We start from the raw sequence: 17,608 nt of genomic DNA, 5'->3' as shown, positions 1-17,608 counted from the left end.
GACGCGAGAATGTCGACAGGCGAACAAACACGCACCGCTTCGGCGGGTGCAAAAACCCGGCCGCGCAAGGCCGCCACCCGGCGGCAAAAGCAGGAGCGTCTGGTGGCTGTCGGCTTTCTCGCGCCTTTCATGCTGCTATTGCTGATCTTCCAATACGTTCCGCTCCTGGTCATGGCCCGCAACAGCTTCTACGACTATTCGCTGCTCAATCCGGCAGCGGAGAAATTTATCGGCCTGCGCAATTTCACCGACATGATCGAATACGATGATGCCGGGAAGAGCTTCGGCATCACCTTCCTCTTCGCGTTAGGTGTGGTTGCGTTCGTCATCCCGATCGCTTTCGCGCTCGCACTCTTCCTCAATTCGAAACTGCCGGCGCGCGGCCTCGTCCGCACCATGATCATGCTGCCAGTCGTCACGTCCTCGGTGGTGATCGCAACGATGTGGTCCTTCCTGCTCGACCCGTCGAACGGATTGATCAACGGCGCGCTGGATATCGTCGGCATCGCCCGACAACCGTTTCTGACAAGCACCACCCAGGCACTGCCGTCGCTCATCGCCATGACGCTGTGGCAGCAGGTCGGGTTCGGGGCGATCCTTTTTCTGGCCGGACTGCAGGGCGTGCCTTCCGAGCTTGGTGAAGCGGCCCGCATCGATGGCGCCACCCGGTGGCAGGTGCTGTGGAACATCACGATACCGCTTCTGTCGCGCACCACGCTGTTCGTGGTGGTGATCATGACGGTGTTTTCGCTGCAGGCCTTCGCGCCGGCATTCCTGATGACCCAGGGCGGGCCGCAGGAAGCAACGAACCTGATCGTCTACCACATCTACAATACAGCCTTCATCATGCAGCAGGCCGGTTATGCCTCGGCGCTTTCCGTCGTGCTGCTGCTCGTCGTCCTCGCCATCTCGATGGTCCAGATGGCTCTCCTGCGATCCCGTTGGAACTACTGAAATGAGAACGACCCGCATCCGCCGCACCGCCCTCACCCTGGTGACCATCCTTCTGATCATCGCCTGCTTCCTGGCGCCCTATGCCTGGGTCGTGGCTTCGTCCTTGAAGAACCAGTTCACCGTGTTCGGCGACGTCACGCCGCTTTCCTGGCGCGCATTCGTGCCGGTCGGCGCGACGATCGAGAACTATGTATCGCTGTTCGAGCGCACAAATATCCTGAGAGCCCTATTGAACACAGCAATCGTCGCGATCGGGCAGGTTGCGTTCACATTGCTTCTCTGCTCGATGGCCGCCTATGCGCTGACCCGCATCAAGTTTCCCGGCGCCAACATCGTCTTCATGCTGATCCTCCTGACTTTTCTGTTGCCGATCGAGGCGATGATGGTGCCCCTCTATCAGGTGGTTTCCGGACTTGGCCTCTCCAATACGCTGGTCGGGATCATGATCCCCTGGATTGCAAGCCCCTTCGGCCTCTTTCTGCTGAAACAGGCCTTCGAGGAACTGCCGACCGAGCTGGAGGACGCTGCCCGCATCGACGGTGCCGGGCATGTCCGCATCTTCTTTTCCATCGTCCTGCCGAACGTCAAGGTGCCGATGGTGACGCTTGGGCTCATCACGTTCCTGTTCTGCTGGAACAGCTTCCTATGGCCTCTGGTCATCGTCCAGGATCCCGCACGCCAGATCATCCAGGTGGCGATCGCCCAGCAGGGTTCGCCGACCCAGCTGCCGAACTGGGGCGAGACCTTTGCCGGAGCGACGGTCGCCACGGTGCCGCTCATCCTGCTCTTCCTGGTCCTGCAGAAATACTTCACCCAGGGCATGGCCACCAGCGGCATAAAGGGCTGAGCGGATGAACAATCTTCATCTGCTGGACGCACCTTTCGGCGGGCAGGTCGGCTATCGTACGCTCGGCACCGCCGGGGATTGGCTGGTGCTCATCCATGGCTGGTGCGGCAGCGCCGGTCACTGGGATATCATCGGGCCTGAACTGGCCCGCGATTTCCGGGTTCTGGTTTTATCGCATCCCGGCTTCGGCGGCACCGCACCGCCGCCCGCGAGCGGCCAGACGATCACGGCCATGGGCGCGGCGGTTGCCCTTGTGCTTGGTCACCTCGACATTTCGGGCGCCATTCTCGTCGGTCATTCCATGGGAGGACCTATCTCCACGGAAACAGCGATAACCGCGCCGCAGAGAGTGGCCGCGGTAATCGGTCTCGATACACTGTCCGACCGGGATTATTACGGACGTGTCCCGGATGAGGAGATCCGGCGCCGGCACGAGGAATTCCAGATGGATTATCCGGCCCGGATGCGGGCGATGGTGGACATGATCGTTCATCCGACTACGGCGGAGGCCGTGCGAGCACAGATCAACGACGGTATGCTTGCCGCGGCACCGGGCGACTTCGCGCTTGATATCAAGGACGACCTGTTCGCCTGGAATGCGGAGGATCGCTGGCCGCTGGTGACCTGCCCGAAAATGCTGCTGAACTCGCCATATGTGGCGCGCCTGGCCCATCCCGATCCCATGCCTTGCTTTGCCGCAACCCCGATAGCCACCTACGATTCCGGCCATTTTCCCATGGTGGAAGCCCCTTCGATGATTGTGGACAAGATCAGAAGTTGCATCGCAAGCCTGGTATACTGATTATATGATATTGAATGCAGCAGAGAAATAAACATATATGCGCGCCACTAAAGCCCGACCGGTCACGAGCAAGGCCGGCAAAGGAGCCTTCCAATTGAACCAAGATGCGGTTCGCATATCCGGTGTTGTTACAGCACGTCAGGCGACACGATCGGACGAGTTGCGCGATCATCTCGAGGCGATGATTCTGGACGGGCGTCTCGCGCCGGGTGAGCGGTTGGACGAGATGGAATTGTCGCGCCGGTTTGGTCTTTCGCGTACGCCGGTTCGTGAAGCGATCAAATCGCTGCTCGCCATCGGCCTGATAGAAACGCGCGGACGCCAAGGCACGCATGTCGCCCTTCTCTCGATTCCAGCGATCATCGAAATGTTCGATGTCATGGCCTCTCTTGAGGGATTATGCGCCAAGCTTGCAGCGCGACGCGCGACGCCGGCAGAGCGGGCCGCCATGCGCGCGGTCCATGAGGATCTTGTCAAGGCGTACGAAGCCGGCGATCCGATGAACTTCTACAAGATCAATCAGCAGTTCCACGACCTGCTCTATGAGGCAGCGCATACCCATTTCATCGCCGAACAAACTATCCAGCTCCGCCGTCGGATCGGCGCCTACAGGTTGCGCGCCACCTATCAGCCGGGACGTATGCTTGGAACGCTGACCGAGCATGTACGGATCATGGATGCGATCGATGCGGGTGATCCCGACGCCGCGCAGAAGGCGGCAAGCGACCACGTGCAGTTGCTTGGCGACCAATTGACCGACTTCATTTCTTCGCTGCCACAACGCATCGGCGTCGCGCAATAGCGTTCCGATCGCGAAGACGGTGCGATCAGCTTTGCGGGATGGGATGCTTCGATTTGTACCCGCACCTTTCCCGAATCACCAGGCGAGGCTTATCGGCTCGATTCCGAAGTGGTTCTCGATCGTTCGCTCGACAAGATCGACCAGGTGGCGAACGGCGGCATCTCTGAGTTCTTCGGGCGGATGTGCACCGCTCGTGAGACGCGGAGAGCTAAATAATCCCTTCTGGATATTGTCTTAGGCAACGACGGCGATATCGCCGGGCGCGGAAACGCCCAAATCCACAGCTGCGTGCAAAACGCTGATACCGGAAAGATCGTTGGACGCGAATATGGCGCTCGGACGCCTTTCGGACCCCAGGTTTCATATGTCTGTTAATTTCCACCGAGTTTTGATCGCTCAAACTTCAACGCTCAATCATAATCAACCGCGAGCGCGGACCCATCGGGTGCCATCGGCTCCTATGGGAAGAGACCCGCCGCTCGGTAGGCCTTGATCGTACGGTCGTAGATTCCGATGTCCCGGCACCCCCGCGCGACCAGCTGAGCCCCCTCGATGGCTGCGAAGATCGCCATGGCATGATCTCGCAGGTCCTGCTCGCTTGCCGTAGGCTTTGCCCGTGAGAGCACTTTCATAAGCCAGTCGACGTTCATCGCCGCGAATTTATCGACCTCGGCGCGGACCTCTGCCGGAAGGTCGTCAAGTTCCGCGCTCATGATGCCGCACAGGCACATGCGATTGTCGTTGGCCAGAGCAGAGCGAAAGATCTCCGTGTATCTATCCATGCACCAGGTCGCATCCTGGCAGGCCGCTAGGAGTTCCGCCAGAAAGGTCGCCCCATCCTCCGTATAGCGGCGCGCCAAGGCGGTGCCGAGGTCGCCCTTGGTCGGGAAGTGGTAGTGCACGCTGGCACTTTTGATGCCGACCTCTTTTGCGAGTTCTCGAAAGCTGAGCGCATTGTAGCCATGCGACTGCACCGTCGCTTTTGCGGCGGTCATGACCGCCTCGCGCATATCCGTCTTGGTTTTAGCCATCATCGATCCTTACCTACCACTCGATAGATAGTTGTTGACGCCGGAAAAGGGAAGGGCTAAGCGACAGCCGTAACCTATCTATCGATAGACAGATAAAAGGAGTCTCTCATGAAAATCTTCGATCGCCCCGGCTTTCCCAATCCGGCCCGTATCCGTATCGTGCTCGCCGAGAAGGGCCTCGAACCGCAGGTCGAGTTCGTCTCCGTCGATCTCATCGGCGCCGAGCACAAACAGCCGGCTTTCCTCGAAAAGAACCCCTCGGGCGTGCTGCCGGTCCTCCAGCTCGATGATGGTACCTACATCGCCGAGGCCACCGCCATCACCGAATACCTCGATAATCTCGACGGTGATCCGCGGCTCACCGGCAAGACCCCGAAGGAAAAGGCCGTCATCCACATGATGCAGAAGCGGGCTGAAACCGAACTGCTCGATGCCGTCGGCAACTACTTCCATCACGCGACGCCCGGCCTCGGCGCCGAGCTGCAGGTGTTCAAGAGCCCGGAATGGGCCGGCCGTCAGGATTGGGGCAACCGCCAGCGCGACAAGGCGCGCGCCGGCATGAAATATTTCGACACGGTGTTGCAGGACCGTTCGTTCGTCGCCGGCCATGCATTCTCGATGGCCGACATTACGGTGTTTGCCGGGCTGATGTTCGCGGACGCCGCCGGCATTGCCATCCCTGACGATTATTCCGCGCTGAAGTCCTGGCGCGCAAAGGTCTCCGAGCTGCCGAGCGTCAAGAATCGCAGCGGCCAGATGTTCGTCGCCGAGGATCTGCGCAGGCTCGGCTTCTAATCCCCCGCACGAAAGCGGTGCGAACATCGCACCGACACGTCCAACCACATCGCCACCCGCGCCGCCCAGGCGGCATAACCTCACGGAGTTTCCTCATGTCCACGATCTCAACACCCGACAGCGCTTCCCGGCGCAACCTGCTGAAAGGAGCCGCCATCGCCGGCGTCGGACTTGCAGCGGCTGGTGCCGGCGCATCCCCCGCCGATGCAAAGACCCCCGCCCCTGCCCGCGCCGGCAAGGCCACAGGCGACCGCCTCGTCACGAGAGACGGCACCAGCCTCTATTTCAAGGACTGGGGCGCCGGGCCGGCCGTGGTGTTCAGCCATGGCTATCCGCTCTCGTCCGACGCCTGGGAAGACCAGATGTTCTTCCTGTTGCAGAATGGCTACCGCGTCATCGCCCATGACCGTCGGGGTTTTGGCCGGTCGAGCCAGCCCTCCGGTGGTTACGACTACGACACCTTCGCCGACGACTTGGCCCAGTTGGTCGAGGCGCTCGATTTGCGCGAGGCGACCTTCGTCGGCCATTCGATGGGCGGTGGGGAAGTCGCGCGCTATGTCGCGCGCCATGGCCAGAACCGCGTCGCCAAGGTCGCTTTCGTTTCCTCGGTGACACCCTTCCTGCTCAAGACCGCGACCAATCCGAACGGGGCGCCCAAGGAACTGTTCGATACGTTCCGCGCAGCCGTGCAGGCAAACCGGTCGCAGTGGAATCTCGACGTCACCATGCCATATTACAGCTTCAACCGGCCAGGGGCGCACATCTCGGAGGGCCTGCGCGAGAGCTACTGGCGTCAGGGACAGGCAACCGGGCTTCTTGCCGCCTATCATGCGCTTGGCGCCTTCTCGGAAACCGATTTCCGGGACGACCTCAAGAAGATCACCGTTCCCGCGCTGGTGGTCCACGGCAGTGACGATCAGATCGTGCCGCTGGAGATCTCCGCGAAGTTGACCGCAGGGCTTGTTCCGCACGCCAAGCTCATAGTCTATGACGGGGGCTCGCATGGATTGCTGCACGTCGACAAGGATCGCTTGAACGCCGACCTGCTGGCGTTCATCCGCGGCTGATGGTGTGCGAAAGGCCGGGGGCTGGCCGTAGCCCCGCCCCCGGCGCCTTTGCCTGCGATCGTATGCGAGTGCGGCAATCAGGACGTCGCGACCTCGTTCACCGACGCGTCGTAAAAGAGATCGTCACCAAACTCCTTCCCGACGATGCCGCCCAGTCCTGCTGACAGTGACAGCGCAGCGTCCAAAGGCGCAAACGTCATCGTCACGCGCCGAACGAGTCCGGTGTCGTCCCCCTCGATGACACCCACCGCTTCCAGATCGAGGCCGGCGCGAAGTGTTGCCTTGTATTGCAGGAAATGGCGCTGATCGATCGCCCCATAGAAGGTGGGCGTTTGCGAGGCGTAGAGCGTGCCGACGGCCTCGACCATGCGCTTGATGTTGTCACGACCCGAAACCGGACGGCGCAGGACCGTTCCTCTCAGTTCGGCGTCATCGGCAAGATCATCGAGGAATGGGTGCTTTCTCCGTTGCCGTTCGACATGTCGTTTCTCCGGATGGCGTCATTTCTGGGGTGGCCACGTGAACACGATCCAAACTCAACTGCGACGTTCCTGAACGTAGTGTGTAGCTGCACTTCAAGCAATGAGCCTTGGAACAAACCTGTATCTGATTGGTTGAACGTCGAGGTTCGAGGTTGACACTGTGCAATTGCACAGTTAAATACACACCATGCCAACACCAACCGGTCCCCATCTCTGTTACGCCCTTGCCGCCCGCCAGAACGCGCGGCATCTGAGCCGACTTTACGACAGCCATTTGGCACCCGCCGGTCTGTCGGTCTCGCAGTTCTCGATTCTGTCTCTTCTGCAAGCCTACCAAAGCCTCAAGATCACCAGCCTGGCCGAAATGCTAAGCATGGAGCGCACGACGCTCGTGCGCGCGCTAAAGCCGCTGCAGGCGGCCGGATGGATTGTCGCCGGGAGAGCCGATAGCGGCCGCGCCTTCGATGTCACGCTCTCCCCTTCGGGCGATGCAAAAGTGGCGGAGGCCATTCCTCTCTGGAAAAGCGCGCAGGACGCGTTTGAGCGGGAGGTAGGACAGGACCGCGCCGTGCGCATTCGCGATGAAATCCTGGAGCTGAACCTCGGCGGATAGCTCCCTTTTTTACCCGAAAGTGTGCAATTACACACTTTATGATTCTGCCAACACAAGGAAATGAAAATGACCGACATGTTCCTCGTTACCGGCGCGACCGGTGAGACCGGCCGCTACACGGTCCAGCGCCTGCTCAAAAAGGGTTATGCCGTCAGGGCTATGGTCCACAGGCAAGACCAGCGCGCTGACGCGCTTCGCGGTGAAGGCGCGGAGGTCCTGGTCGGCGACCTCTTCGAGCATGACGACGTGATCCGCGCTACGGCAGGCACCACCGCCGCCTATTTCTGTTATCCCGTCCGTCCCGGCATCATCCAGACGACGGCGTATTTCGCCGATGCGGCCAAGCGCGCCGGGCTGAAGGCCGTGATCAACATGTCGCAGATCTCGGCGCGCGAAGATTCCAAGAGCCATGCGGCGCGCGATCACTGGATCGCCGAGCGGATCTTCGACTGGTCGGGCGTTCCCACCATCCACCTGCGGCCGACGTTCTTCTCGCAGTGGCTGCTCTACCCGTTTGCGCGCAAGACGATCGTCGAGCAGAGCATCATCGATCTCCCCTACGGCGCCGGCCGTCATGCCCCGATCGCCGCCGAAGACCAGGCCCGCCTGATCGCAGCGCTGCTGGCAGAGCCGACCCCGCATATCGGTAAGACCTACACGCTTCATGGGCCGACGGAGCTTGACCAGCCAGGCATCGCCGCAGCCATCGGCGAGGTGCTTGGCCGCAAGATCGGCTACCAGCCGCTGACCATCCCCGCCTATCGTGAGCGCCTGGAAAAGTTCGGCCTGCCGGAATTTCTGATCCAGCATTTCTGCGCGATCGCACTCGATTACCAGAACGGCATCTTCTCGGGCGCCGACAAGATCATCGGCGAGGTGACGGGCGTGCCGCCGATGACCGTTCAGGATTTCGTCACGTCGCACCGGGCCGCGTTCAACACGCTGGACGCAGCGGCGTAAGCCACACCGGCTCCGTCCACCACGCCGGAACGGCGCGATGCAAGCGCCGCCGGCCAACCTTTCAGGAGAAACAAATTGGACATCGACCTTTTAGGTAAAGTCGCCCTCGTGACAGGCTCCACCGAAGGCATAGGATTTGCCATTGCCCGCGGGCTCCACGAGGCGGGCGCTGATGTGGTCATCAACGGCCGCACCCGGCAAAAGGTCGATGCGGCGGTGGCGCGCCTCGGCGGCCGTGCGCGCGGCCATGCACTCGACCTCGCCAGCGCCGAGGGATGTGACGCCATGATCCGCGCCGAACCCGAGCCCGACATCGTCGTCAGCAACCTCGGCATCTTCCAACCTCTGGATTTCTTCGAGACCGACGATGCGATCTGGGACCGTCACTGGCAGGTCAACGTCATGGCAGGGGTACGCCTGGCGCGCGCCTACCTTCCGAAAATGGCTGCCAAATCGTGGGGGCGCTTCATCTTCCTCGGTTCGGAATCCGCCTTCAACATTCCCGTCGAGATGATCCACTACGGGGTCAGCAAGACCGCGGACGTGGCTGTCGCGCGAGGTCTCGCAAAGCGCATGGCTGGCACGGGCGTGACGGTGAACTCGGTGCTGCCGGGCCCGACCATGTCCGAAGGCGCCGCCGAGATGCTCAAGGGGCATGTCACGGCCGAACGGTCCTTCGAGCAAGTCGGCATCGACTTCGTCAAGACCCATCGCCCGACCTCCATCCTCCAGCGGCCGGCAACGGTCGAGGAAGTCGCGAACATGGTGGCCTATGTCGCCTCCCCCCTCGCATCCGCCACGACCGGTGCGGCGCTGAGGGTCGACGGCGGCGTCGTGGACTCGCTCGTCTAGCACTTCATACAAAGGCGCCCGCCGTTTCTGCAGCCTTTGGAGAACATCATCCCAGGCCCTGACTTTCCGCAGCGGCCTGGCGATGGGCTGCCCCAACCTCTGCGAAAGGAATGCTCCATGAGCACCAGCGCCATGCCGCTCGCCCAACCAAGACCGCGCATCGACGCCGACACCCGGTTCGAGGCCATTGATTTCGTGAACCGGGTCAATTTCCCGTTCGACCGCTGGCAACCGGAGGAACTGCTTGGCGCGTTCTCGGACGATGTGATCGTCGATCATCCGCTTGGTCGAAGTGCCGGCAAGGAGGAATTGGCGTCATTCCTGAAGGCCTACGAGCCCATCACCCATGGTGTTCGGCGGCACAACTGCAACCATGTGATCGACGCCGGACCGGGCGACGACATTCTCGTCACCTACTACATCCTGCTCATCCGCATCGCTCCGTCGACAGAGGCCGGCAAACTCAAATCCGCGCCGATGGAGATCATGGAATATGGCGAGCATCTGCCGAAGCTGATCTCCTACGCCATGGTGACGGACCGGCTCACCAGGACGGAAACCGGCGACTGGCGCGTCCGCCACAAGCGGGTCGAGAATGTTGCCGAAGACAAAGCGTTTCATTTCTAGAAAGGCGATGATCCTCAGCCTAGCGGCCTTCGGGCGCGCGGGAGGAGGCTCTCTCATGAACGATCCGACCGGCAAGCGGGTCCCGACCGGACTTGATTGTGTTGATGTTCGTTCAGAAAGCGCCGCAGCGGCCGATGCTAGAGAGCGACGTTCTCGATCGCGCCGACAAGAGCGGCTGGATGGTCACGAAGGGTGTACGGCTCGTGGGCATGGTCTCGATCTCACCGATATGAGCGGCGATCATCTGACCCTGAAAAGCAAGGCTGATCACTCAGTCGCGTACCGACCTGATGTGTAGACTTATGGATCGGCCCGAAGCGAGCGGAGGTCTTGAGATCCCATCAGGGGTGAGTAGCGGCCTGCACCGTGGCAGAGTGAGGTCGCTAGAAAACTCTCTGGAGGCCAACCATGCCGATGACAGCAGATCAATCTCAAAAGCAAACCGCTACTCTCGTCGATCTTGGCGCAATTTTCGTCTCGTTGGAATTGAGCAAATCAACCTGGTTGGTGACGGCTCTGTCGCCGTGTAGCGAGAAGATGTCCCGCTATACCATCACTGGAGGTGACATCGCCGGCCTGTTCTCTTGTTTTGGCGAGCTTCGCCAGAAGGCCAAACGTCGAAAGAACATACTTTACCCGCTGGTAGTGATCCAGGAGGCCGGGTTGGATGGCTTCTGGTTAGGGCGAGTGCTCAGCAAGGAAGCTTGGATCGAGAGCCATATTGTAGAAGCAGCATCGATCGCCATGCCGCGCCGGCATCGCCGGGCGAAGACCGATCGTATCGACGGCGAAACGCTGATCCGGGCTTTGATGGCATGGAAACGCGGCGAGCCTCGCGCTTGTTCGATGGTCAAACTTCTCACTCCCGAGGAAGACGACAACCGACGGATTGGGCGGGAGCGGAAAACGCTGATTGCCGAGCGGGTCTTCCACGTCAATCGCATAAAGGGATTGCTCTTCACTCAAGGAATTCGGGACTACCAACCGGTCAATCGAGATCGACGGCAACGTCTGGACGAGCTTCGGACTGGCGATGGTCGGCCGCTCTCCAAACACCTGAAGGCCGAAATCTCCAGAGAACTCGATCGCCTGGAATTGTTGCTCACACAAATCAAGGCTGTAGAAGCAGAGCGAGACGCCTTGATCGTGCGCGAGACGTCAGAGACACCGAAGGAAGCGACCGCCCTTTTGGGCATCAAAGGAATAGGGCCAGAATTCGCTACTATACTCTACACCGAAGGCCTATTCCGACACTTCGACAACCGACGCCAAATCGCATCGTACGCAGGCCTTGCCCCCTCCCCTTGGCAAAGCGGTAACGTCAATCGCGAACAGGGTGTGTCCAAGGCGGGAAATCCGCGTTTACGAGCAACCATGGTCGAGCTCGCCTGGCTTTGGTTGCGACATCAACCAAAATCGACGCTAGCGATATGGTTCAAAGAGCGCATCGCTCAAAACGCCGGCCGCTTAAAGACGCCGATGGTCGTGGCGCTCGCGCGTAAGCTGCTCGTGGCTCTCTGGAAGTATGTGAGTTCCGGCGTCGTGATCGAAGGTGCGATCATGAAAACCGCCTGAAGCCGGACGTGCCTATAACGAAAATTCGAATCCTCAGGGCCTGATCAGTCCTGACGGATCCAGGTGAACGGACCGGGGATCCTTTTGGCCCTCAAATGCCGATCTTGAGTTTGGTCCCGTTCTCCTGAGCCCGTGCCCGTCGAATGCGGGATAATGGTGCAGCCGCTAAGAACGGCGACCGGATGTGAGGTTGTATAGGCCCGAGAATCGGGCCGGTAATTACTATGGGCTCAGACCGGGATCCGCTTACCAAGGAGAAATTCGATGCCACTCGGATGAACGATTGACAAAAAACCTGATGTGAAAGGATCTGAACCTAAGGCAACTCTTTCAACCTCCACCGAAAAAAATGCGCGGTGGGCGGCGCGTTGGGGCAAGAGCGATCCAGCTCTAGTGGACGAGACTAGACCAGCCTGGCGATGAGTTGATGTCGACGCGGCGGGCCATTCGAGATGCAAGGAATGAACCCGCCCACTTGGCGAAAGCTCGCCGACGGGTCGATGAAGGCAAGATCGCGCTCAGCGAGCGCGATCCGGTTTGGTGGACTGACGGGGGACCGGACCTCAACCGGCACCTCGTAAAGAATACCCGCTATGTCGCTTGATTAGAACGGCTGCAAACATAGCAAAGGCTCGGGACGGATTAGATCCGGGCGCCACCCGTCGCATCAATCATCTGGCCCGTTGTCCAACGCGAGTCGTTCGATGCGAGAAAAGCGATGACGTCGGCGACGTCCTCGGCCTGTCCGACACGTGAGAAGACCGAGAGGGCTTCGGCACCGGCGCGCGCATCCGGCGATGCCAGCCACTCGGCATTCATATCCGTCTCCGTCACCCCCGGCAGCACGGCATTGACCGTGATCCCGCGAGCTGCAAATTCAGGTGCCAGCGCCAGTGTCAATGTCTCCAGCGCCCCCTTGGAGGCCGCATAGGCGGGATGGGTCGGCGCCGCGATCCGCGTAAACCCAGTGGAGACATTGATGACGCGCCCGTTATCACGAATATGGTCGGCCACGGCCTGGATCAGGAAGAACGGCGCCTTAAAATTAATCGTCACTACCTCGTCAAAAGCAGCTTCGCTCGTCTGCTTCAACGGCAGCGCGGGCGCAATGCCGGCATTGTTCACCAGAATATCGAGAGCGGACGAGCCCGTCTCGGTACGCGCGGCTTCGCTGAACTGCGCCCAGAGGCTGTCGGCCGCGTCCTTGCCCTGTCTCAGATCAGCCTTCACACCGACGGCCTTGACACCAAGCGCCTCGATGTCGCGGACGGTGGCATTGGCCGCCTCCGCGTTTGCGGTGTAGTGCACGCCAATCAACGCGGCACCCTCCCTCGCAAACGCAAGAGCAACCGCCCGGCCGATACCGCGGGAACTTCCAGTAATGAGAGCTATCTTGTTTGCTAGTCTTTGCGACATGGATCACTCCGTTGCTAAATTAAATAGTGATCTCTATAATATGAGCTGTACGCCATCTGTCAACGACATTAATAGGGATCGCTATTTTAATGGAAATGCCAGTCCGCAAACGAGGCAGACCGCGCGCGCTCGATCGCGACGTCGGGCTCGACATCGCGGCACGCTTGTTCTGGGAACGCGGCTATGAGGGAACCTCGACCGCCGACCTCACGAAGGCCATGGGGATCAACCCGCCGACTCTCTATTCGATGTTCGGCTCTAAGGCGGAATTGTACCGTCAGGCGCTCGACTTCAGTATTGCCCGTGAAAACAGCCGCCGGTTGGAAATCTTAGCATCCAACCTCCCGGTTCACGAAGCCCTGAGCCTCTACCTTTACGATATAGCTGACGGTGACACCCAGCCGGACAAGCCGCGAGGTTGCATGGTCTCGACGGCCGTCCTGCAGCATGCGGAAGAGAATGCGTCGGTCGCGCGGATGACGGCAGCATTGCGCGAGACGTCGATGCAGACCCTCAAAGCCCGCTTCGACCGTGCCGTCGAGGAAGGCGAATTGCCGGCCAAAACCGATACCGATACGCTCGCGCGCTTCTATGGTGCGATTATCCAGGGCATGTCCGCACAGGCCTGCGATGGCGCCTGCAATGCCCGGCTGAAGCGGCTGATCGATCTCGCGCTCACGGCCTGGCCTGGGAAGCGTCATGATGGAGCGGCTAACTTATGACCGCCGCAGACATCATGAAAATGGCTCGTCGGCGCGTTTGCCGATCTGGTGGCCAGCAACCGGGCAGAGCAGATGTCAGGCTGACTGGATTGCGTTGATCCTGTCGATGCCACCGACGATTGTGGCAAAATCCCGCCACACTCCCTGCGCGCCCTTCTGCCATTCCTCGAAGACTTCCGGCTTCAAGAGCTTACCGCCATTCTTCAGCGACACCGCGACGGATGCCGCCTCGTCGTCGACGATGAGCTGGTTGAAATAGGCAGCTCCTTCCTTCGAGGCCTCCTGGAAGACCGTCTTCTGCTCGGGGTTCAGCTGGTTCCAGAAGCTTGCGGAATAATAGATGACGCCGGACGCCCAGATATGGCCGGTCTCGGTCATGTAGGGCACGACTTCATAGAGCTTGAAGCCGGCATAGGCGGATTTGGTGAGGTCCATGGCGTCGGCAACGCCGGTCGCCAGCGCGTTGTAGGTCTCGGTGATCGGAATGCCGACCGGTGCGGTGCCGAAGGCGCTCCACAGCTTGGTGTGCAGCGGGCTCTGGATGACGCGGATCTTCTTGCCCTTCAGCTGTTCCGGACGGGTGACCGGCTCCTTGGTCAGCAGATGGCGGGCGCCGTAGTTGATGAAGTCGCCGATCACGAAATTCTGCGCGGCGAGCTTCTGCTTGAGGTCGGCGCCGATGCTGCCATCGACCGTCTTGCGGACATGTGCTGCGTCGCGGAAGAGGAACGGCAGATCGAGGACCTGCAGTTCCGGCACCCAGCCCGACAGCGACGAGACGGTCGAAAGGCTTGCCTGCACGGCACCGAGGCGGGCACCTTCGGCCACTTCCTTCTCGCCGCCGAGCGCGCCGTTCTTGACGACGTTGAATTTGAACTGGCCCGGCAGCTTGGCTTCCACCAGCTCGCCGATCTTCACCCAGATCTTCGATTCCGGTTTGTCGTCGCCCAGCAGCGAGGCAGTGGTAGTCGCCTCCTCTCGGCAGCACGAGATGCGCCGCGATCATCTCCGCCACATGACCAAAGTCGCAGATACCAGTTCGCCGCCTTTATACCCGGCCTATCGCCAACACCGGCACCCGCTCACGGGTTCTGGCGTCACTGCGCCAGAGCAAATCGACGCCCGGAAACACTCGCCGCCTTAAGCAGTCCTAGCGAACGGTACCTTCGCCCCGACCGCCCCCAGACCGAAGTGCGAACGCAAGGTACTGCCTTCATAGTCGGTACGGAAGAGACCCCGCTTGCGTAGGATAGGAACCACTTCGGTTGAAAACAACTCGAACTGCTTGTTGACGATCGGCGGCATCACGTTGAAGCCATCCGCGGCGCCGGTCTTGAACCAGTCCTCGATGATATCGGCTACCTGCTCCGGTGTGCCTGTCGCGGTAAAGTGCCCTCTTGCGCCGGCAAGCTTCTGGAGCAATTTGCGAAGCGTCAGGCCCTCCTTCAGTGCAAGATCGACGTAACCGGTTGCGCGGCTCTTCGAGGCTTCCACCTGCGCCGGATCCGGAAAATCGTCTTGCGTTAGAATACGGTCGAGCGGGATCCCGGAAAAGTCATGGCCGCCAAACCGAGCCGAGAGGCGTGCAAGCCCGATCTGGGGGCTCGTCAGCGCGTCAAGTTCTTCCCACACCTGCTGGGCTTCATGCGTGGTGGATCCGATGGCGGCGCTGATGCCCGGCAGAACGAGGATATCCTCCGGGCGACGGCCGTAACCGACAGCCCGCCCCTTCACGTCGGAATAGAAGGACTGCGCCGTCTCCTTTCCAAGATGCGCGGTGAAGATCGCCTCCGCCCATCGCGCCGCAAAGCCGCGACCGGAATCCGACTGACCCGCCTGAATATAAACCGGACGACCCTGCGGGCTGCTCGGCACGTTCAGCGGCCCCTGCGTGCGGTAGTGCGCGCCGTTGTAATTGGCCGGCTGGATGAGCGAGGGATCGAGATACTGCCCAGTCTCCCGGTCGTCGCGGATCGCCTCGGAAGGAAAGCTCCGCCACAAGGCGTCGACGGCCTCGACGAATTCCTCGGCGATCTCATAACGGTCGCCATGGCTGATATCCTTTGTCAGACCGTAATTGAGGCCAGCCTGCGGAGCCCAGGATGTGACGATATTCCAGCCTGCTCGTCCGCCGGACAAGTGGTCGAGAGAAGCAAATTGCCGGGCGTGCGTATAGGGCAGGCTGTAGGTCGTCGAAGCGGTGCCGATCAGCCCGATCTTCTCGGTCCGTGCAGCCAGTGCCGACAGGAGGGTAATCGGCTCCATTGAGCCGCTCGCGACCAGTCCGCCGTTATTGGGAGCAACCAGGGCATCGGCGAGGAACACCGCGTCAAATTTGGCGGCCTCGGCGATCCGCGAAGCCTCGACATAGAGTTCCAGATCGGTAAGGGCGCGGTGCGTGGAATCCGGATGACGCCATGCGCCCTCGTGGTGGCCGCGGGGCATCAGGAATAGATTGAAGTGCAGCTGGCGCGTCATAGGATTTCTCTCAGATGAGGTTCTGTTCGACGCCGAAGCTGGCGAGCAGCATGCGGCGGAGTTCGATGAAGGCGGGGTGCCCGGGACTGCGCGGATGGGTCAGCTCGACCTGATGATCCTCGGCGATCCGCCCGTCCTTCAGGACCAGAATTCGGTCGGAAAGCAGCAGCGCCTCGTCAACGTCATGCGTCACGAGAACGACTGTCGGCTTGTTTTGTTCGACCAGGTGGAACAAGAGACCGTGCATGCGGATCCGCGTCAGCGCGTCAAGACCACCGAACGGTTCATCCGCCAGAAGCAGTTCGGGCCGGCGCAGCAGCGACCTTGCCAGCGCCGCCCGCTGTTTCTGGCCGCCGGACAGGGTGGAGGGCCAGACATGGACCTTGTCGCCCAGCCCCACCGCTTGCAGCATGGCGAGAGCCGCTGCTTTCGCGTCGGACCGACGCAATCCGAGCGTCAGGTTGTCGATGACGCTCATCCAGGGCAGCAATCGAGCATCCTGAAACAGGACGGATGTGTTTGCCGGTCGGCGGAACTCTCCTTTGGTCACCGCATCATCGTCCAGCCCGGCAAGCGCCCGAAGAAGGGTCGTCTTGCCGGAACCGGATTCGCCAAGCAGGGCCACGAACTGCCCCCTGGGTATCTCGAGCGTGATATCCTTGAGGATAGTCTTGTCGCTGAAACCGCGCGACAGGTTGCGGAGCGAAACGGACGAGAACGAAGAGGTGTGGACATTCATGCTCCCAATGCCCTCCGATAAGCGAATGCCCGGGATTCGATCAGCCGTACGACGGTATCGGAGACAATTCCGAGGATGGCATAGATGAAGATCCCGACGACGATGACGTCAGTCTGCCCCCAGTCGCGGGCGCGGTTCATGAGATATCCAATCCCCGTCTGGGTATTGATGAGCTCGAGGACAACGAGCGCCGTCCAGCAAAGGGTAACCGCCAACCGCAACGATACGAAGAAACCGGGCAGAGCGCCGGGCAGCGCCACTTTCCTGATGAACTCGCCGCGGGTGAGGCCGAGCGTCCGGGCCAGTTCCACATGGCCGATGTCTATTCCCCGCAACGCCGCATGGGTGTTGATATAGACTGGCACCAGAACCGCGGTGAAGATCAGGAAGATCTTCATCGCCTCGCCGATGCCGAGCCAGATGATGACGAGCGGGACGAGCGCCAGCGTCGGAACGGCGCGCTTGATCTGCACCACGCCATCGATCAGCGCCTCCCCGCTTTGGGTCAGGCCGGACAGAAGTGCGAGGATGACCCCAACCGTGACACCGAGAAAAAGTCCCGCATAGGCACGCCCGGCCGAAGCCAGCAGGTGCGGCAAAAGCGTGCCGTCGGCCAGCATTCCGTATCCGGTCACCACCGCGGCCGACGGGGCCGTCAGGGTGTAGGGCGACAAGATGCCGAGGCGGGAAGCCGCTTCCCAGACGATCAGAACGAGGAGAGGACCGATCAGCCTTGCACCGGTCGGAAGCCGCCTCGGCGTCAAACGGACAGCCTTGCCGACTTCTGACTGCTGATCGCCGGCAGACTGTGTCTTTTCCAAGCGCCCCGAAAGATATGGATATGAA

20 protein-coding genes and 1 pseudogene are annotated in these 17,608 nt (G+C 60.8%); 13 read left to right on the top strand and 8 right to left on the bottom strand.

All coding sequences use genetic code 11. The features are described from left to right. Positions 1–9: 9 nt before the first annotated feature. Genes RG540_RS26100 through RG540_RS26085 form a run of 4 tightly spaced genes read left to right on the top strand, consistent with a single transcriptional unit; the run spans position 10 to position 3,405 of the window. Entirely contained in the window at positions 10–954 is a 945-nt protein-coding gene (locus RG540_RS26100; RefSeq protein ID WP_157884687.1) for a carbohydrate ABC transporter permease, read from the top strand. A gap of 1 nt (position 955) precedes the next feature. After that, positions 956–1,801 (top strand): carbohydrate ABC transporter permease, encoded by an 846-nt coding sequence (locus RG540_RS26095; RefSeq protein WP_051909806.1) that lies wholly within the window; start codon positions 956–958, stop codon positions 1,799–1,801. Positions 1,802–1,805: 4 nt separating this feature from the next. Continuing rightward, the gene (locus tag RG540_RS31265; protein WP_051909804.1) at positions 1,806–2,603 is read left to right on the top strand and encodes an alpha/beta fold hydrolase; all 798 of its coding nucleotides are present in this window, start codon (positions 1,806–1,808) and stop codon (positions 2,601–2,603) included. 37 nt (positions 2,604–2,640) lie between these two features. After that, the gene (locus RG540_RS26085; protein WP_051909802.1) at positions 2,641–3,405 is read left to right on the top strand and encodes a GntR family transcriptional regulator; all 765 of its coding nucleotides are present in this window, start codon (positions 2,641–2,643) and stop codon (positions 3,403–3,405) included. A gap of 234 nt (positions 3,406–3,639) precedes the next feature. Here RG540_RS26085 and RG540_RS33635 read toward each other — a convergent pair whose 3' ends face one another. Further along, the gene (locus tag RG540_RS33635) at positions 3,640–3,762 is read right to left on the bottom strand and encodes a substrate-binding domain-containing protein (protein WP_155414711.1); all 123 of its coding nucleotides are present in this window, start codon (positions 3,760–3,762) and stop codon (positions 3,640–3,642) included. A gap of 101 nt (positions 3,763–3,863) precedes the next feature. Continuing rightward, on the bottom strand, positions 3,864–4,439 hold the full coding sequence (locus tag RG540_RS26080) for a TetR/AcrR family transcriptional regulator (RefSeq protein WP_041364835.1): 576 nt from the start codon (positions 4,437–4,439) through the stop codon (positions 3,864–3,866). Positions 4,440–4,544: 105 nt separating this feature from the next. Here RG540_RS26080 and RG540_RS26075 point away from each other — a divergent pair, with 105 nt between their 5' ends. After that, the gene (locus tag RG540_RS26075) at positions 4,545–5,231 is read left to right on the top strand and encodes a glutathione S-transferase family protein (protein WP_041364833.1); all 687 of its coding nucleotides are present in this window, start codon (positions 4,545–4,547) and stop codon (positions 5,229–5,231) included. Positions 5,232–5,326: 95 nt separating this feature from the next. Then, positions 5,327–6,298: an alpha/beta fold hydrolase gene (locus RG540_RS26070; RefSeq protein ID WP_041364831.1), complete on the top strand. Its 972-nt coding sequence runs from the start codon at positions 5,327–5,329 to the stop codon at positions 6,296–6,298. 77 nt (positions 6,299–6,375) lie between these two features. On the opposite strand, the gene RG540_RS26065 is transcribed toward RG540_RS26070, so the two are convergent. After that, on the bottom strand, positions 6,376–6,666 hold the full coding sequence (locus RG540_RS26065) for a hypothetical protein (RefSeq protein ID WP_407668977.1): 291 nt from the start codon (positions 6,664–6,666) through the stop codon (positions 6,376–6,378). Between the two features lie 301 nt (positions 6,667–6,967). Between RG540_RS26065 and RG540_RS26060 the strand changes: the two genes are divergently transcribed. The 6 genes from RG540_RS26060 (at position 6,968) to RG540_RS26040 (ending at position 11,407) form a co-directional block, all read left to right on the top strand. Further along, entirely contained in the window at positions 6,968–7,393 is a 426-nt protein-coding gene (locus RG540_RS26060; RefSeq protein ID WP_041364829.1) for a MarR family winged helix-turn-helix transcriptional regulator, read from the top strand. A gap of 66 nt (positions 7,394–7,459) precedes the next feature. Beyond that, entirely contained in the window at positions 7,460–8,353 is an 894-nt protein-coding gene (locus RG540_RS26055; RefSeq protein WP_041364827.1) for an NAD(P)H-binding protein, read from the top strand. Positions 8,354–8,428: 75 nt separating this feature from the next. Further along, positions 8,429–9,205 carry an SDR family NAD(P)-dependent oxidoreductase gene (locus RG540_RS26050; RefSeq protein WP_041364825.1) on the top strand — a complete coding sequence of 259 codons (777 nt, stop codon included), beginning with the start codon at positions 8,429–8,431 and terminating at the stop codon, positions 9,203–9,205. Between the two features lie 117 nt (positions 9,206–9,322). Next, positions 9,323–9,832 (top strand): nuclear transport factor 2 family protein, encoded by a 510-nt coding sequence (locus tag RG540_RS26045; RefSeq protein ID WP_041364823.1) that lies wholly within the window; start codon positions 9,323–9,325, stop codon positions 9,830–9,832. Between the two features lie 55 nt (positions 9,833–9,887). Then, positions 9,888–10,130: a hypothetical protein gene (locus tag RG540_RS32535; RefSeq protein ID WP_155414702.1), complete on the top strand. Its 243-nt coding sequence runs from the start codon at positions 9,888–9,890 to the stop codon at positions 10,128–10,130. A gap of 110 nt (positions 10,131–10,240) precedes the next feature. Beyond that, complete coding sequence (locus RG540_RS26040) at positions 10,241–11,407, top strand: IS110 family RNA-guided transposase (protein ID WP_041364822.1); 1,167 nt, start codon at positions 10,241–10,243, stop codon at positions 11,405–11,407. A 642-nt stretch (positions 11,408–12,049) separates the two neighbouring features. Here RG540_RS26040 and RG540_RS26035 read toward each other — a convergent pair. Continuing rightward, positions 12,050–12,823, bottom strand: a complete 774-nt coding sequence (locus RG540_RS26035) for an SDR family oxidoreductase (RefSeq protein WP_041364820.1) — start codon at positions 12,821–12,823, stop codon at positions 12,050–12,052. Between the two features lie 89 nt (positions 12,824–12,912). On the opposite strand from RG540_RS26035, the gene RG540_RS26030 reads away from it, so the two are divergent. Next, positions 12,913–13,545 carry a TetR/AcrR family transcriptional regulator gene (locus RG540_RS26030; RefSeq protein WP_041364818.1) on the top strand — a complete coding sequence of 211 codons (633 nt, stop codon included), beginning with the start codon at positions 12,913–12,915 and terminating at the stop codon, positions 13,543–13,545. Between the two features lie 75 nt (positions 13,546–13,620). On the opposite strand, the pseudogene RG540_RS26025 reads toward RG540_RS26030, so the two are convergent. The 4 genes and pseudogenes from RG540_RS26025 to RG540_RS26010 form a co-directional block, all read right to left on the bottom strand. After that, positions 13,621–14,511: pseudogene (locus tag RG540_RS26025) on the bottom strand (TRAP transporter substrate-binding protein); the annotation flags it as partial. Positions 14,512–14,685: 174 nt separating this feature from the next. Beyond that, positions 14,686–16,023, bottom strand: a complete 1,338-nt coding sequence (locus RG540_RS26020; protein ID WP_041364816.1) for an LLM class flavin-dependent oxidoreductase — start codon at positions 16,021–16,023, stop codon at positions 14,686–14,688. A gap of 10 nt (positions 16,024–16,033) precedes the next feature. Then, positions 16,034–16,762, bottom strand: coding sequence for an ABC transporter ATP-binding protein (locus RG540_RS26015; protein ID WP_041364815.1), 729 nt, complete (start codon positions 16,760–16,762; stop codon positions 16,034–16,036). Continuing rightward, positions 16,759–17,583, bottom strand: coding sequence for an ABC transporter permease (locus RG540_RS26010; protein ID WP_046600733.1), 825 nt, complete (start codon positions 17,581–17,583; stop codon positions 16,759–16,761). Before RG540_RS26010 ends, RG540_RS26015 begins: the two co-directional genes overlap by 4 nt. Positions 17,584–17,608 lie beyond the last annotated feature (25 nt).

The sequence above is a fragment of the Neorhizobium galegae bv. orientalis str. HAMBI 540 genome, assembly GCF_000731315.1.
In the GTDB taxonomy this organism is placed as follows: domain Bacteria; phylum Pseudomonadota; class Alphaproteobacteria; order Rhizobiales; family Rhizobiaceae; genus Neorhizobium; species Neorhizobium galegae.
The sequence above is the reverse complement of the archived record's forward strand: the minus strand, read 5'-3'. Positions and strand labels throughout refer to the sequence as shown.

Coding starts and splice junctions, on each gene's coding strand:
- RG540_RS26100 (WP_157884687.1), top strand. CDS start 10: ATGTCGACAGGCGAACAAACACGCACCGCTTCGGCGGGTGCAAAAACC.
- RG540_RS26095 (WP_051909806.1), top strand. CDS start 956: ATGAGAACGACCCGCATCCGCCGCACCGCCCTCACCCTGGTGACCATC.
- RG540_RS31265 (WP_051909804.1), top strand. CDS start 1,806: ATGAACAATCTTCATCTGCTGGACGCACCTTTCGGCGGGCAGGTCGGC.
- RG540_RS26085 (WP_051909802.1), top strand. CDS start 2,641: ATGCGCGCCACTAAAGCCCGACCGGTCACGAGCAAGGCCGGCAAAGGA.
- RG540_RS26080 (WP_041364835.1), bottom strand. CDS start 4,439: ATGATGGCTAAAACCAAGACGGATATGCGCGAGGCGGTCATGACCGCC.
- RG540_RS26075 (WP_041364833.1), top strand. CDS start 4,545: ATGAAAATCTTCGATCGCCCCGGCTTTCCCAATCCGGCCCGTATCCGT.
- RG540_RS26070 (WP_041364831.1), top strand. CDS start 5,327: ATGTCCACGATCTCAACACCCGACAGCGCTTCCCGGCGCAACCTGCTG.
- RG540_RS26065 (WP_407668977.1), bottom strand. CDS start 6,666: ATGGTCGAGGCCGTCGGCACGCTCTACGCCTCGCAAACGCCCACCTTC.
- RG540_RS26060 (WP_041364829.1), top strand. CDS start 6,968: ATGCCAACACCAACCGGTCCCCATCTCTGTTACGCCCTTGCCGCCCGC.
- RG540_RS26055 (WP_041364827.1), top strand. CDS start 7,460: ATGACCGACATGTTCCTCGTTACCGGCGCGACCGGTGAGACCGGCCGC.
- RG540_RS26045 (WP_041364823.1), top strand. CDS start 9,323: ATGAGCACCAGCGCCATGCCGCTCGCCCAACCAAGACCGCGCATCGAC.
- RG540_RS32535 (WP_155414702.1), top strand. CDS start 9,888: ATGAACGATCCGACCGGCAAGCGGGTCCCGACCGGACTTGATTGTGTT.
- RG540_RS26040 (WP_041364822.1), top strand. CDS start 10,241: ATGCCGATGACAGCAGATCAATCTCAAAAGCAAACCGCTACTCTCGTC.
- RG540_RS26035 (WP_041364820.1), bottom strand. CDS start 12,823: ATGTCGCAAAGACTAGCAAACAAGATAGCTCTCATTACTGGAAGTTCC.
- RG540_RS26030 (WP_041364818.1), top strand. CDS start 12,913: ATGGAAATGCCAGTCCGCAAACGAGGCAGACCGCGCGCGCTCGATCGC.
- RG540_RS26020 (WP_041364816.1), bottom strand. CDS start 16,023: ATGACGCGCCAGCTGCACTTCAATCTATTCCTGATGCCCCGCGGCCAC.
- RG540_RS26015 (WP_041364815.1), bottom strand. CDS start 16,762: ATGAATGTCCACACCTCTTCGTTCTCGTCCGTTTCGCTCCGCAACCTG.